Source organism: Caulobacter sp. Root655, assembly GCF_001427665.1.
Taxonomy (GTDB): domain Bacteria; phylum Pseudomonadota; class Alphaproteobacteria; order Caulobacterales; family Caulobacteraceae; genus Caulobacter.
Map to the genome: position 1 here is coordinate 303,264 of NZ_LMHC01000023.1, position 13,127 is coordinate 316,390.

The 13,127-nt window shown below is 67.3% G+C and carries 11 protein-coding genes; 3 read left to right on the top strand and 8 right to left on the bottom strand.

Annotated elements, in window-relative coordinates; translation table 11 throughout:
- Positions 1–34: 34 nt before the first annotated feature.
- The 5 genes from ASD79_RS16325 to ASD79_RS16340 all read right to left on the bottom strand — a co-directional run bounded on the left by ASD79_RS16325 (position 35) and on the right by ASD79_RS16340 (position 6,651).
- The gene (locus ASD79_RS16325) at positions 35–2,023 is read right to left on the bottom strand and encodes an acetyl/propionyl/methylcrotonyl-CoA carboxylase subunit alpha (RefSeq protein WP_056723479.1); all 1,989 of its coding nucleotides are present in this window, start codon (positions 2,021–2,023) and stop codon (positions 35–37) included.
- A 10-nt stretch (positions 2,024–2,033) separates the two neighbouring features.
- On the bottom strand, positions 2,034–3,410 hold the full coding sequence (locus tag ASD79_RS16330) for a DUF3667 domain-containing protein (RefSeq protein ID WP_056723481.1): 1,377 nt from the start codon (positions 3,408–3,410) through the stop codon (positions 2,034–2,036).
- A gap of 17 nt (positions 3,411–3,427) precedes the next feature.
- Positions 3,428–4,255, bottom strand: coding sequence for an enoyl-CoA hydratase-related protein (locus ASD79_RS16335; RefSeq protein ID WP_056723483.1), 828 nt, complete (start codon positions 4,253–4,255; stop codon positions 3,428–3,430).
- 83 nt (positions 4,256–4,338) lie between these two features.
- The gene (locus tag ASD79_RS24000; RefSeq protein ID WP_156400546.1) at positions 4,339–4,836 is read right to left on the bottom strand and encodes a hypothetical protein; all 498 of its coding nucleotides are present in this window, start codon (positions 4,834–4,836) and stop codon (positions 4,339–4,341) included.
- A 207-nt stretch (positions 4,837–5,043) separates the two neighbouring features.
- The gene (locus ASD79_RS16340) at positions 5,044–6,651 is read right to left on the bottom strand and encodes a carboxyl transferase domain-containing protein (protein WP_056723484.1); all 1,608 of its coding nucleotides are present in this window, start codon (positions 6,649–6,651) and stop codon (positions 5,044–5,046) included.
- Between the two features lie 113 nt (positions 6,652–6,764).
- Here ASD79_RS16340 and ASD79_RS16345 point away from each other — a divergent pair, with 113 nt between their 5' ends.
- Positions 6,765–8,528, top strand: a complete 1,764-nt coding sequence (locus tag ASD79_RS16345; RefSeq protein ID WP_162252381.1) for a patatin-like phospholipase family protein — start codon at positions 6,765–6,767, stop codon at positions 8,526–8,528.
- On the opposite strand, the gene ASD79_RS16350 is transcribed toward ASD79_RS16345, so the two are convergent.
- Positions 8,506–9,282, bottom strand: a complete 777-nt coding sequence (locus ASD79_RS16350; protein ID WP_056723489.1) for a methyltransferase domain-containing protein — start codon at positions 9,280–9,282, stop codon at positions 8,506–8,508. The genes ASD79_RS16345 and ASD79_RS16350 overlap by 23 nt on opposite strands.
- 139 nt (positions 9,283–9,421) lie before the next feature.
- On the opposite strand from ASD79_RS16350, the gene ASD79_RS25355 reads away from it, so the two are divergent.
- Positions 9,422–9,553, top strand: coding sequence for a hypothetical protein (locus tag ASD79_RS25355; RefSeq protein ID WP_255356986.1), 132 nt, complete (start codon positions 9,422–9,424; stop codon positions 9,551–9,553).
- 123 nt (positions 9,554–9,676) lie between these two features.
- Positions 9,677–9,988 (top strand): hypothetical protein, encoded by a 312-nt coding sequence (locus ASD79_RS16355; RefSeq protein WP_056723491.1) that lies wholly within the window; start codon positions 9,677–9,679, stop codon positions 9,986–9,988.
- Positions 9,989–10,435: 447 nt separating this feature from the next.
- Here ASD79_RS16355 and ASD79_RS16360 read toward each other — a convergent pair whose 3' ends face one another.
- Together ASD79_RS16360 and spmX are read right to left on the bottom strand one after the other, a co-directional pair.
- Entirely contained in the window at positions 10,436–11,590 is a 1,155-nt protein-coding gene (locus ASD79_RS16360; protein WP_056724076.1) for an isovaleryl-CoA dehydrogenase, read from the bottom strand.
- 79 nt (positions 11,591–11,669) lie between these two features.
- Complete coding sequence (gene spmX, locus ASD79_RS16365) at positions 11,670–12,956, bottom strand: lysozyme-family localization factor SpmX (protein ID WP_056723494.1); 1,287 nt, start codon at positions 12,954–12,956, stop codon at positions 11,670–11,672.
- Positions 12,957–13,127 lie beyond the last annotated feature (171 nt).

Sequence of the window (13,127 nt, forward strand, 5' to 3'; positions counted from 1 at the left end):
CCCGTGGGCGTGTCCCCGTCACCGCACGAAGGCTCTAGGACGCGATGTCGAGCGCCGGCTCCAGCCGCGCCAGCACCACGCCCTCGCTGACCTGGCCGCCGGCGGTCGCCGACAGCTCGGCCACCACGCCGTCGAATGGCGCGGCCAGCGCGTGCTCCATCTTCATGGCCTCGAGGGTCAGCAGGGTCTGGCCCTTGACCACCGCCTGGCCGGCCTCGACCGCCACCGAGACAATCTTGCCCGGCATCGGCGACAGCACCACCCCGTCCGAAACCGAGACATGGGCCGCGCCCACCTTGGACGTAAAGTCAAACTCACGGACGTCGCCGCCCTCGAACACATAGAGCAGGTCGTCGCCGAAGGCCGCGGGCAGCACGTCGACGTCGTCCAGCGCCCGGCCGTCCTCGACGGTGATGTCCCACGACCAGTCGTCGCCCAGGCTTCCCGAGAGGGTTCCTCCCGCCAGGGCCACACGCAACGGCACGGTCTTGCCGTCCACGCTCATCGGCAGATGCATGGCCGCCCGAGGCGCGTTCATGCGGAAGCCCAGCAGCCGCGACGGCCCGCCGTTCCAGACGTCGGCCTTCGGCGTGTCGGCCTCCATGAAGGCCTCCAGCCGCTGGCCGATGGCCGCCAGGGTCGGAGCGTCGGAGAACTCGCGCACGGTCAGCTCCTCCAGCCGCGCCTCGATGAAGCCGGTGTCGATCGCGCCATCGATGAAGTCGGGATGGCTGGCGCACTTGGCCAGGAAGGCGGCGTTGGTCTTGACCGGATAGACCTCGACCAGGCGGCAGGCCTCGGCCAGGCGGGCCGCGGCGTCCTCGCGGTCGACGCCGTGGGCGATCAGCTTGGCGATCATCGGGTCGTAGAACGGGGTCACCTCGCCGCCCTCCTCCACCGCGCTGTCGACCCGTACGTCGCCCTCGGGCAGCCTAAAGTGGATCAGCGGCCCGGTGCTGGGCAGGAAGCCGGTGGCGGGGTTCTCGGCATAGAGGCGGGCCTCCATGGCCCAGCCGTCCAGGATGATCTCGTCCTGGCTCAGCGGCAGGGGCTCGCCGGAGGCCACCCGCAGCTGCCATTCGACCAGGTCCTGGCCGGTGACCATCTCGGTGACCGGGTGCTCGACCTGCAGCCGGGTGTTCATTTCCATGAACCAGATGCGGTCGGCGCGCAGGCCCTCGGAGGCGTCGGCGATGAACTCCACCGTGCCGGCCCCGACATAGCCCACCGCCTGGGCCGCCTTGACCGCCGCGTCGCAGACGGCGGCGCGGGTGGCCTCGTCCATGCCGGGGGCCGGGGCCTCCTCGATGACCTTCTGGTGGCGGCGCTGCAGCGAGCAGTCGCGCTCGAACAGGTGGACGACGTTGCCATGGCTGTCGCCGAACACCTGAACCTCGATGTGGCGCGGCCGGGTGACGTACTTCTCCAGCAGCACGCGATCGTCACCGAAGCTGGCGGCGGCCTCGCGCTGGCACGAGGCCAGCATGGCGGCGAAGTCCTCCGCCCGTTCGACCTTGCGCATGCCCTTGCCGCCGCCGCCGGCCACGGCCTTGATCAGCACGGGGAAGCCGATCAGCTGCGCCTCGGCGCTCAAGCGCTCCACCGACTGGTCGTCGCCCAGATAGCCCGGCGTGGTCGGCACGCCCGCCGCGATCATCACCTTCTTGGCGGCGTCCTTCAGGCCCATGGCGCGGATCGCCGAAGGCGGCGGGCCGACCCAAACCAGGCCGGCGTCGATCACCGCCTGGGCGAAGTCGGCGTTCTCGGACAGGAAGCCGTAGCCGGGGTGGATCGCCTCGGCCCCTGACTGGCGGGCGGCGGCCAGGATCTTCTCGGGAACCAGATAGCTCTCCCGGGCCGGGGCCGGGCCGATCAGGATGGCCATGTCGGCCTCCATCACGAACGGCGCCTCGGCGTCGGCCTCGGAATAGACCGCGATGGTCCGCACGCCCAGCTCACGGGCGGTGCGGATGATCCGGCGGGCGATCTCGCCGCGGTTGGCGATGAGGACGGAGGAGATCAACGGTGAAATCCTAGATCTGCGCCAAGGCGAAAACGAGCAAGGCGGTGAGAAGCACGACGAAGGAGATAAGCGTAGAAGTCCAGACGAAGAAGGTCTTGAAGACCGCCCCCACGATGCTGGAGCCGTAGGCCCCGCGCAGGGTTTGGAACAGGTTGATGGGGGTCCAGATCATCAGCAGCACGAACCACCATTTCCGGACGGGGTCGGGCAGCACCAAGCCCAAGGCGTTGGTCAGGAACGAGAACGACAGGAGGTTGGTGGCCACGATCAGGTGGTCGTAGATGAAGTACTGCCGCTTGTTGACGTAGACCAGCGCCAGGCTCAGCCCCAGCATCGGCAGCAGCAGCACCGCCAGGCGGTGGCCCCAGCCGAACATCACGACCATGTAGTATTCGGGATTTTCCAGGGCCTTGGCCAAGCCGGTCTTGAACCAGTGCGCCTTCTGTCCGGGCTTGGCGTGAGCGCTCGTGGCGGCCGGCGCGGCATGGCCTTCATCGCCCGTGGTGACCACCGGGTCGCCGTGCTCGGGCGCGGTGACGGTCGTTCCGGCCTCGGGCACATTGATCGTGACGCCGCCGAACTTGCCGTTTTCGACCGAAGCCGAGCGGATCCGCTGGGCCGCGGCCTTGCGCATCTTGTCGTCGGCCTCAAGCAACTCCTGAGCGGCCAGCGGATTGGTTTGCAGGTGGTCGGCCTTGGCGATGGCCTCGGCGTAGCGGGTCTGGGCCTTGGCCACGTCGGCCTGATAGTCGATCGGAGCCTTGGCGACGGCGTCCTGGTAATCCTTCTGGACCTTGGCGCGGTCCTCGTCCGGATCCTTCAGACTCTCGTCGCGGTCCTTGGCCGCAGAAGCCAGGATTTCGTCGCGATCCCTGGCGGCGTCGGCGAGCCGCTCGTCACGGTTCTTGGCGGCCTCGACACGCATGCGGCCGGCCTCGGCGGCCCGTCCCTGTGGCGTGGCCAGGGCCTCGGCACGCTTGTGGGCGTCTTCCTCGGCATGGTGCTGCACCGAATGGATGGCGTGCTCGGCCGCGAAAATGAACAGCAGCAGGGCCACAAGGAAGGTGCGGAACGGCGGCACATGCCGCACGATGCGGCCTTCCATATAGTCCTTGGCCAACTTGCCAGGCTGGAAGAACAGCGCCGGCAAGGTCAGGGCCAGACGGCCGTCGAGGTGGAACATCCCCTCGATCGCCTCCCAGATCAGATGCAGGATCGAGCGCTTGTGATTGTCGCCGTTCTGGCCGCATTCGTGGCAGTACGGGCCTTCCAGCGCCGCGCCGCAATTGGCGCAGGGCTGACCGACACCCGTGAACGGGTGCTTCTTCCGTCGCTTGAAGAACTCGGTGAACGAGTCCGCCGCCGCCGCTTCCAGTTCGCCCGTCATATTGCCCCTGCTCGACTCTAGATGGTCCAGCTGGGTTTACGGCGTTCGAGGAACGCGCGCACGCCTTCTTGTCCTTCGTCCGACACCCGCCGGCGAGCGATGCGTTTTGCCGTTTCCTCGATCAGGCCCCGGTCGATTTTCTGGTCGACCAGGTCGTTGACCAGGGCCTTGGCGTCGCCGATCGCGCCGGGGGCGCAGGCGGCGACCTCCTCGATCAGGGCGTCCTGGGCGGCCTCCAGGCCGGCGGCGTCGTCGAACACCTCGTCGACCAGGCCGTAGCTCCAGGCCGCGTCGGCGTCGAATACCCGGCCGGTGGCGAACAGCAGCTTGGCGGTGCGCGGGCCGAGCGCCGCGATCACATAGGGGCTGATGGTGGCCGGGGTCAGGCCCAGCTTGACCTCCGAGAAGGCGAACTTGGCGTCGGCCGTGGCCAGGGCGTGGTCGCAGGCGGCGACCAGGCCGGCCCCGCCGCCGAACGCCGGGCCTTCGACCAGGGCCACGGTCAGGGCCGGGACGTCGTGCAGGGCCTTGAGCATGTGGGCCAGGCCCAGGGCGTCGTCGCGGTTGTCGTCCTCGCTCCAGTCGGCGGCCGAGGCCATCCATTCCAGGTCGGCGCCGGCGCTGAACGTCCCGCCCACCCCGCGCAGGAAGACGATCCGCACGCCCTCGGCCCCGTGCAGGGTCTCGAACGCCTGGTGCAGGGCGGCGATGGTGGCGGCGTCGAAGGCGTTCTTCTTGGCCGGACGGTTGATCCAGACGGTCACCGCGCCGCCTTCCGTGGAATCAATGTGGACCAGCGGGCTCATGGCGTCGGTGTCGGGAACCTCGGCGATCGGATTGGTCATCAGATTTTCCTAGTTTTCCGGATGAAACGTAGTCCGACTCTGGCCTGGCGACGTTGTGCGCCTTCGCATGACACTCGGTAGGATCAACATTTTACCAGCGGGTCGGGGTTGGCGCCGTTCCTGGCCAGGATCGTCCAAATCTTTCTATAGTTACGGCACAACCTAACTCGATCAATGGACACGCCGGCGTCCTTCATCTCTCGTTCGAAATCCTTGGGGTTCTCTACCACCAATTGATAGGAGAAAATTCCGGTTGGGTCTGCCGATACATCATTTGCCCAATATTCTATTTCCTTTGCGTATCCAGACCCCCATATTTTTCGATCAGATTTTGCCTTCTTCAATATGAAGAAAACTTCTTCAATGTACAACATTTCTTCGCTGTATGAACTTCCGTCTTTCATTATATTTTTTATGCATTTGTCATTGTCTGAGTGTGCATGCCACACATAAATGCATCTAAAATTTTCTTTCGCCGTTTCGTGCTCTACAAAAATTTCCCCCGAAGCGTTCAGCGCTATATCCGCTGCCAGTCGAGATTGAATCCTTACGCTCCAGTAAGTCAGCAATAGCGCCAGCATGGCTATCAACACTCCACCGTGCTTAATAGCTATCGCCACGCGCCTACGACACGCTTTTGCCTGTACTTTCGAACCACTCTTACGACGACGGTCGCTGTCACAATTAACAGCGCTATGAAAAGCACCATCGCGAGGACGTCGAAACACCGCGCCAAACCGTCGAAAAACCACGTTTGATAGGACACCCCTTACCCCCGCGTGCAATTTTCACATTCTAAACACACCGAAGGTTGTTTCGGCTATCGGGGCGTTGAGGCTGGCGCTGATCGCCAGGCCCAGCACGTCGCGGGTCTGGACCGGGTCGATGATGCCGTCGTCCCACAGGCGGGCGGTGGCGTGGTAGGGGTCGCCCTCGGCCTCGTAGCGGGCGCGGATCGGGGCCTTGAAGGCCTCCTCGTCCTCGGCGGCCCAGGTCTCGCCCTTGGCCTCCAGGCCGTCGCGCTTGATTGTGGACAGCACGCTGGCCGCCTGCTCGCCGCCCATCACCGAGATTCTCGAATTTGGCCAGGTGAACAGGAAGCGCGGGCTGTAGGCCCGGCCGCACATGCCGTAGTTGCCCGCGCCGAACGACCCGCCGATCAGCACGGTGAACTTCGGCACCTCGGCCGAAGCCACCGCCGTGACCAGCTTGGCGCCATCCTTGGCGATGCCGCCGGCCTCGTACTTGCCGCCGACCATGAAGCCCGAGATGTTCTGCAGGAACACCAGCGGGATCTTGCGCTTGCAGGCCAGCTCGATGAAGTGCGCGCCCTTCACGGCGCTCTCGCTGAACAGCACGCCGTTATTGGCCAGGATGGCCACCGGCTGGCCCCAGATGCGGGCGAAACCGCAGACCAGGGTCGTGCCGTACAGCGCCTTGAACTCGTCGAACACGCTGCCGTCGACGATGCGGGCAATCACCTCGCGCACGTCGTAGGGCGCGCGCACGTCGGTGGGGACGACGCCATACAGCTCGGCCGGGTCATGGACCGGGGGCTTGGCCTCGTGGATCTCGGTCTCGACGCGCTTGGTGGTGTTGAGGTTGGCGACGATCGAGCGGACGATCTCCAGCGCGTGCTCGTCGTCATTGGCCACATGGTCGACCACGCCCGAGCGCCGGCCGTGGGTGTCGGCCCCGCCCAGTTCCTCGGCCGAGATCACCTCGCCGGTGGCCGCCTTCACCAGCGGCGGGCCGGCCAGGAAGATGGTGCCCTGGTCGCGGACGATCACCGTCTCGTCGCTCATGGCCGGCACATAGGCCCCGCCGGCCGTGCACGAGCCCATGACGCAGGCGATCTGGGCGATGCCCGCCGCGCTCATCCGGGCCTGGTTGAAGAAGATGCGGCCGAAGTGGTCGCGGTCGGGGAACACCTCGGCCTGGTGCGGCAGGTTGGCCCCGCCGCTGTCGACCAGATAGACGCACGGCAGGCGGTTCTGCTGGGCGATCTCCTGGGCGCGAAGGTGCTTCTTCACGGTCATCGGGAAATAGGCGCCGCCCTTCACGGTGGCGTCGTTGGCGACGATCATCACCTCGCGGCCCGAGACCCGGCCGATACCGGTGATCACGCCGGCCCCGGGAGCCTCGCCGTTGTAGAGGTCGCAGGCCGCCAGCTGGCCGATCTCCAGGAACGGCGAGCCGGGGTCCAGCAGGCGCTCGACCCGCTGGCGCGGCAGCAGCTTGCCCCGCGCCGCGTGGCGGTGGCGGGCGGTTTCCGGACCGCCGAGGGCCGCGGTCGCGACCCTTTCGCGCAGCGCCTGGGCCAGGGCCCGGTTGTGCGCGGCGTTTTTGGCGAACGACTCGCCGTTTTTGTCGATACCCGTGTTCATCTTCGGCATTAGCGAGGCATAGCCTTTTCCGTTTCGTCCCGAAAGCCGCAGTTTTTGACCTTCGATGGCCAAGTTCAGCGGTTCAAGTTAGCGTCCCACCCGTGGTCACCCTGCCCGACTTCATGGCCGATACGGCCCTCGCCCGGCTCTTCGCGCAAGAACATCGCGAAGGCGACGCCGCCTGGTTCTCCTTGCCCGGCGGCGCGACACTCTACGCGCCCGGCGAGGCGGCGGACTATCTCTACTTCCTGCGCACCGGCCGGTTGGGCGCGTTTCGGCGGGAGGAAGGCCAGGAGCCGCAGTTCCTGGGGGTGATCCGCCCCGGCGAGCCGGCCGGCGAGATGGCGATGATCGCCGGCGCCCCGCATTCGGCCAACCTGGTGGCCCTGCGCGATTCGGAAATCCTCGCCCTGCCCCGCGCCGCCTTCTTCGAGGCGGTCGAGCGCGATCCGGCGGTGATGATCGAGCTGTCGCGGCTGATGATCCGCCGGGCCCGCCAGGCCGGGGCCCACGCCTCGATCGGCGACCCGTCGGTCTACGGCTTCATCGCCGTCGAGCCTGGCAAGCTGATCCGCCCGGTCGTCGAGCGCATCGCCCACGCCATCCTGGCCCTGGGCTATTCGGTCACCGTCGAGGGGGCCGAGTCGTTGCTGGCCCCGACCGAATGGTTCAGCAATGTCGAGCGTCGCCACGACTTCGTGCTGTACGTGGCCGAGGCCAGCGAGACCGCCTGGAAGCACGTGGTCGGGCGCCAGGTGGACCGCCTGTTCCGCGTCGGCCAGGGCGACCGCAAGCCGCCGCCGGTCATCCCGTCCTACGCCTCGGGCCCTTTGCAGGACCAGCGCCTGGTCGACCTGATCCTGCTGCAGCCGGCCAGCGTCACCCATCCGAAGGGGTCGGCCGAGTGGCTGAACGCCACCCAGGCCGCCCGCCTGTTCCATCTGCGCGAGAACGGCATGGCCGACGTCGAGCGCCTGGCGCGGGTGCTGACCGGGCAGTCGGTCGGGTTGGTGCTGTCGGGCGGCGGAGCTCGCGCCTACGCCCATGTCGGCGCCATCCAGGCCTTGCGCGAGCGCGGCGTGCCGATCGACTTCGTCGGCGGCTCGTCGATGGGCGCCGTGGTCGCCGCCGGCCTGGCCATGGGCTGGGACGACGGCGAGATGGAGACCCGCATCCGCAAGGCCTTCGTGGATTCCAGCCCGCTGGACGACATCGCCTTCCCGCTGGTGGCCATGACCCGGGGCCTGAAGGTCAAGGCGCGGCTGGAGGAGCATTTCGACGACATCGAGATCGCCGACCTGTGGTTGCCGTTCTTCTGCGTCTCCTCGAATCTGACCTCGGGGGCCTATCACCTGCACCGCCAGGGCGTGCTGCAGGACGCCCTAAGGGCCTCGATCTCGCTGCCCGGCGTGCTGCCGCCGGTCGCCGACGGCAATTCGGTGCTGGTCGACGGCGCGGTGATGAAGAACTTCCCGGCCGACGTGATGCGCGCCTTCCAGCTGGGTCCGATCGTCGGAGTCGACGTCACGCGCGGCCGCAGCATCACCGCCGAGGACGTCGATCGCCCGGCCTCGCTGTGGACCTGGTTCTGGTCGGGCGAGTGGCGCAAGGGTCCGCCGATCGTCGCCCTGCTGATGCGGGCCGCCACGGTGTCGACCGGCCGCGACCTGACCGCCAGCCGCGAGGCCTCGGACGTGCTGATCACCCCCAAGCTCGACAAGATCGACATCCGCGACTGGAAGGCCTTCGAGCCCGCGGTCGCGGCCGGACGCACCGCCGCGGCGCTGGCGCTGGACAACCTGGGCAAGCCGGTCACCGAACTTCGTCGCCGCCCCAGCCTCGCCGACCTGGCCCGGGCCGCCGTCAGTAGCGCTGGGCGACCATGAACATCCGGGTGAACGGGAACAGCGTCACCCCGTCGGCGCGGCGCGGATAGTCGATCGCCAGCCGGGCCCGCCAGGCCGTGAGGAAGGCCGCCCGTTCGGCGGGGCCCTCCAGCGCTTCCAGATAGGGCTTGAGGCTGGTTCCCGAGGTCCAGTCGACGATCGGATCCTCGCCGCCCAGGGCGTGGACATAGGTCGTGACCCAGATGTCGAGCTCGGCGCTGAGCGGCGACAGCCAGTCGTGATAAGGCCGAGGATCGACGCCGGACCGCACCCGCTCCAGATCGACCAGGCGCGGCGCCCAGGGGCCGTTCTGGGCCACCTCGCGCAGGCTGCGCCGCCAGCCGTCGTCGGCCACCACCGGAATCTGGCAGGCCAGGACGCCGCCGGGCGCCAGCAGGCCCATCAGGCGCGGGAACAGCGTCTCGTGATGGTCCAGCCACTGCAAGGCGGCGTTGGTGAAGATCAGGTCGGGCGGGATTTCGGGAGCAAAGCCGGCGATGTCGCCCAGCACCCAATCGATGTCGCCGCGCATTGCCCGTCCCCGGGCCAGCATCTCGGGGCTGGAGTCCAGGCCGTGCACCCGGGCGCCCGGATGACGGGCCGCCAGCAGGGCCGCGTGCTCCCCCGTGCCGCAGCCCAGGTCCCAGATCTCGCGAGGGCCCAGATCCCGCGGAATCTGCAGCATCAGGTCGAGCGCCGGGCGGTCGCGATAGGTCTTGTAGCGCTGGTAGACATCGGGATCCCAGGTCGGCATCGGCCCTCCACGGTCAAGCTGCGACAATCGGTCCGCCTATTTGGCCCGACCCGTCGCTTTTGTCGCATGGGTCTGGAACGCAACCATGCCTATGTTTGGTCAAGGCGCTCATCCAACGCGCCACAGGAAGGAAACCGCCGTGAACCGCGCCGTCGCCATCGCCATCGCCGCCAAGGTCCCGACTTTGAACGTGCACCGCGCGGGCATGCTGGTTCTCAACACCGGTTTCTGGACCCTCATCATCCTGGTCGGGCGAGCCCTCTACGCCTGACGGTGATGATGCGGCCCCGGGTCGCGCTTATTCCCCCTTTGCGCGACCCGGGAGTGCCCGGCGCGCCTTGGCTTCAATCCAAGGTCGAGCTATGAACTCCCGAAGACTTTCGGGGAAAAAAGCATGAAAAGATGGGTTTCCGCGCTCCTTGGCGCGGTCGGTGTTCTGTCGGTCGCCTCGCCAGCCGCCGCCTATAGCGAATGCGAGGCCAAGGTCCTTGGCGCCTTCTACTCGCTGGAAGGCTATATCTGGATCAACCTGGACAATGGCGGTGGCGCGGCGGTCGTCGATAAGACCGACCCGAACAGGGAAGCCTACCTCTCGATCCTGCTCACCGCCCGGGCGACGAACAAGCCGATCAGGATCCGCTTCAACCACGACGCCTCCACATGCACCACGACCAACTACGACATCACCGGAATCTGGATCCCGTAGCCGACTTCCCGTCCTCGTTGGCTCCTGGACGGCGCCGTGGGCACATGGCCATCACGACGACAGAAAGGCTATCCCGCTGCCCTGAACTTCGGCGCCGCGACGTTGCGGCGTAGTGTCGCCATATTACCCTCTTTGCAGAACCGCCGATCGGCGCCCATATTCCTCTTGTGTTGTTCAACAACTGAAAGGAGGTGACCAGTGTCTCATTGTCTCCAACCGAGGTCGCGAGTGACCTGGAGCCTGAAGAACGAGGTTTCCAACTGAGGGCGTTGAACGCCTAAGGTTCAAGTCACGCCGCGACGCGGCTACGACGATGGAGGGCCGCCCCGAGCAATCGGGGCGGCCCTTTTCATTTTGATGCTCCCCTTTTGGAGGAGCTGTCGCGAAGCGACCGAGGGGGTAGGCCCCCTCCGGCCCTCCGGGCCACCTCCCCCAAAGGGGGAGGATCTACCCCCCGACCAGCTCGCGCCCGATCAGGAACCGGCGGATTTCGTTGGTCCCCGCGCCGATGTCGTAGAGCTTGGCGTCGCGCACCAGGCGCTCGACCGGCCATTCCTTGGTGTAGCCGGCGCCGCCCAGGGCCTGGACGGCCTCAAGCGACACCTTCACCGCGTTCTCCGAGGCCATCAGGATCGCCCCGGCCGCGTCGAACCGCGTGGTCTTGCCGGCGTCGCAGGCGCGGGCCACGGCGTAGACATAGGCCCGGGCCGAGTTCAGGGCGACGTACATGTCGGCCACCTTGCCCTGCATCAGCTGGAACGAGCCGATCGCCTTGCCGAACTGCTTGCGGTCGCGAACATAGGGCAGGACCACGTCCAGGCAGGCCTGCATGATGCCCAGGGGGCCCGCCGACAGCACGGCGCGCTCATAGTCCAGGCCGCTCATCAGCACCCCGACGCCGCCGCCCACCGGGCCCATGACGTTCTCTTCGGGGACCTCGCAGTCCTCGAACACCAGCTCGGCGGTGTCGGACCCGCGCATGCCCATCTTGTCGAGCTTCTTGCTGACGCTGAAGCCTTTCATACCCTTCTCGATCAGGAAGGCGGTGATCCGGCCCTCATCGGTCTTGGCGTAGACCACCAGGGTGTCGGCGTGCGGGGCGTTGGTGATCCAGAACTTCGTTCCGTTCAGCACGTAGCGGTCGCCGACCAACTCGGCCTTGAGCTTCATCGACACCACGTCGGAACCGGAGCCGGCCTCGCTCATGGCCAGGGAGCCGACGTGTTCGCCGCTGATCAGCTTGGGCAGGTACCGCCGCTTCTGCTCGGGCGTGCCCCAGCGGCGGATCTGGTTGACGCAGAGATTGGAGTGGGCGCCGTAGCTGAGCCCCACCGAGGCCGAGGCGCGGCTGACCTCCTCCATGGCGATGACGTGCTCGAGATAGCCCAGGCCCAGGCCGCCGAACTCCTCCTCGACCGTGATGCCGTGCAGGCCGAGGTCGCCCATCGGGACCCACAGCTCGCGCGGGAAGAGGTTGGTTTCGTCGATCTTCGCCGCGATCGGCGCGATATGGTCGGCCGCGAAGCGGGCGGTGGTGTCACGGATCGCGTCGGCCGTCTCGCCCAGCGCGAAGTCCATCGAGGGTGCGGTTTGGTTCGTCATGGGCACGTGCATAGCACAAACGCCCACGGATCAAGCAGACCCGCGGGCGTTCATGCTCTCGATCCCGAGATCGCGGGTTCTAGTCTTCGACCTGCGGTTCCGGGTCGCCCAACCGACGCATCAGCAGATAGGCCGAGGTGGCGAAGCAGATCATGCCAATGACGCTGGCCGCCCAACCGAACATCCGGATCGGCGACAGGCCCTCGCCCGCCCCGACGCTGAGGTTCCACAGGATCCCGCCGCCGAACAGCGCCAGGCCCAGCAGGCCCAGGCTGACCAGCAGGCTGACCCCGCCGAAGGCGTGCGGCTGGGCCTCGGCGAACGGCACCTCCTGCGGTCCGAGGTCGACCTCGGCGGCGCTGGTCGAGAAGCCGCCCAGATTGAACAGCGACCCGCCGGCGGCCGGACGCGCCGTCTCGAACAGGTTGGGCTCGCTGGCGGACGGGGTTTCGATCGTGGGTTGTGGCGCGAACAGGGGCTCGGCGACCGGCTCTTCCGGCGTCAGCTGGAACGGCGCGGCCACGGGCTCGACCGCGACCAGGGCCTCGGGCGCCTGGTAGACGGCCGGGGCCGGTGCGGCGGCGGCGGGAACGGGCGGCTCGGGCAGGACCAGGTCCTGGACCGGCGCGGCGACGCTCAGGGGCGGAGCCGGGATCGGGATCGCCGCGACGCCTTCGTCGGGCAGGATGGCTTCCAGGCGCGCGCCGACCGCGGCGGCGGCCTGCTCGCTGGCGCTCGGCCCCCGGTTCTCGACCAGGGGAACGGCGTCGCCGTCCTCGCGCAGGGCGATGGCCCTGTCGCCCAACAGCGAGGTGGTGATCGCGGCCGGCGTCTGGGCGGGGATCAGATGGCCCGCGTCATGGTCGATCCTGGGACGCAGCACCGAACTCGGCGCGGCCACCCAGCCACCGTCGGCCGGCGTCAGGAACAGGGTCTTCTCGGCCGAACGGCGGCGCACCAGGGCGTCGATGACGATCCGCTCGCCCTCGAAATCGGCCTTGCGCCACATCTCCATGGCGCAGGCGGCCTGCAGCAGCGAACCCTCGTTCAGCCGGCGCAGCACGCCCGACCGGACGAAGTTTTCCGTGCCGATATTGAAGGCGAAACAGACCAGGGCGTCGAACTGGTTCTGGTTCAGCGGCGTGTAGACGTTCTCGTTGACCGCGTGGGCCACGGTGATCAGATCGTAGAGCAGGAGAGCTTCAGCGTCCTGTTCCGAGACGGAAGCCCCGACCCGCGCCGTCAGCGTATGGCCATAGCCCAGCGTCCAGCGCCCGTCGGCGAGCTGCGCGGCTTTCATCCGGTAACCTTCGAATCTCTTGATGAGATCGACGGCGGCGCGGGAGACCTGATAACGCGGTTTCATCGCCAAGAATGACCCAGTTTGAGACAGACGCGGATGCGTTCAGAGGGTTCCGCGCAAGATGGGCGCCGTTTGTGGCGTCCCATGCCTTATCTAACGGCTTGTCGGCTCGGACGTCGCGCCCTGCGTCCTTCGAGGCTCGCCTTCGGCGCGCACCTCAGGATGAGGAGCACT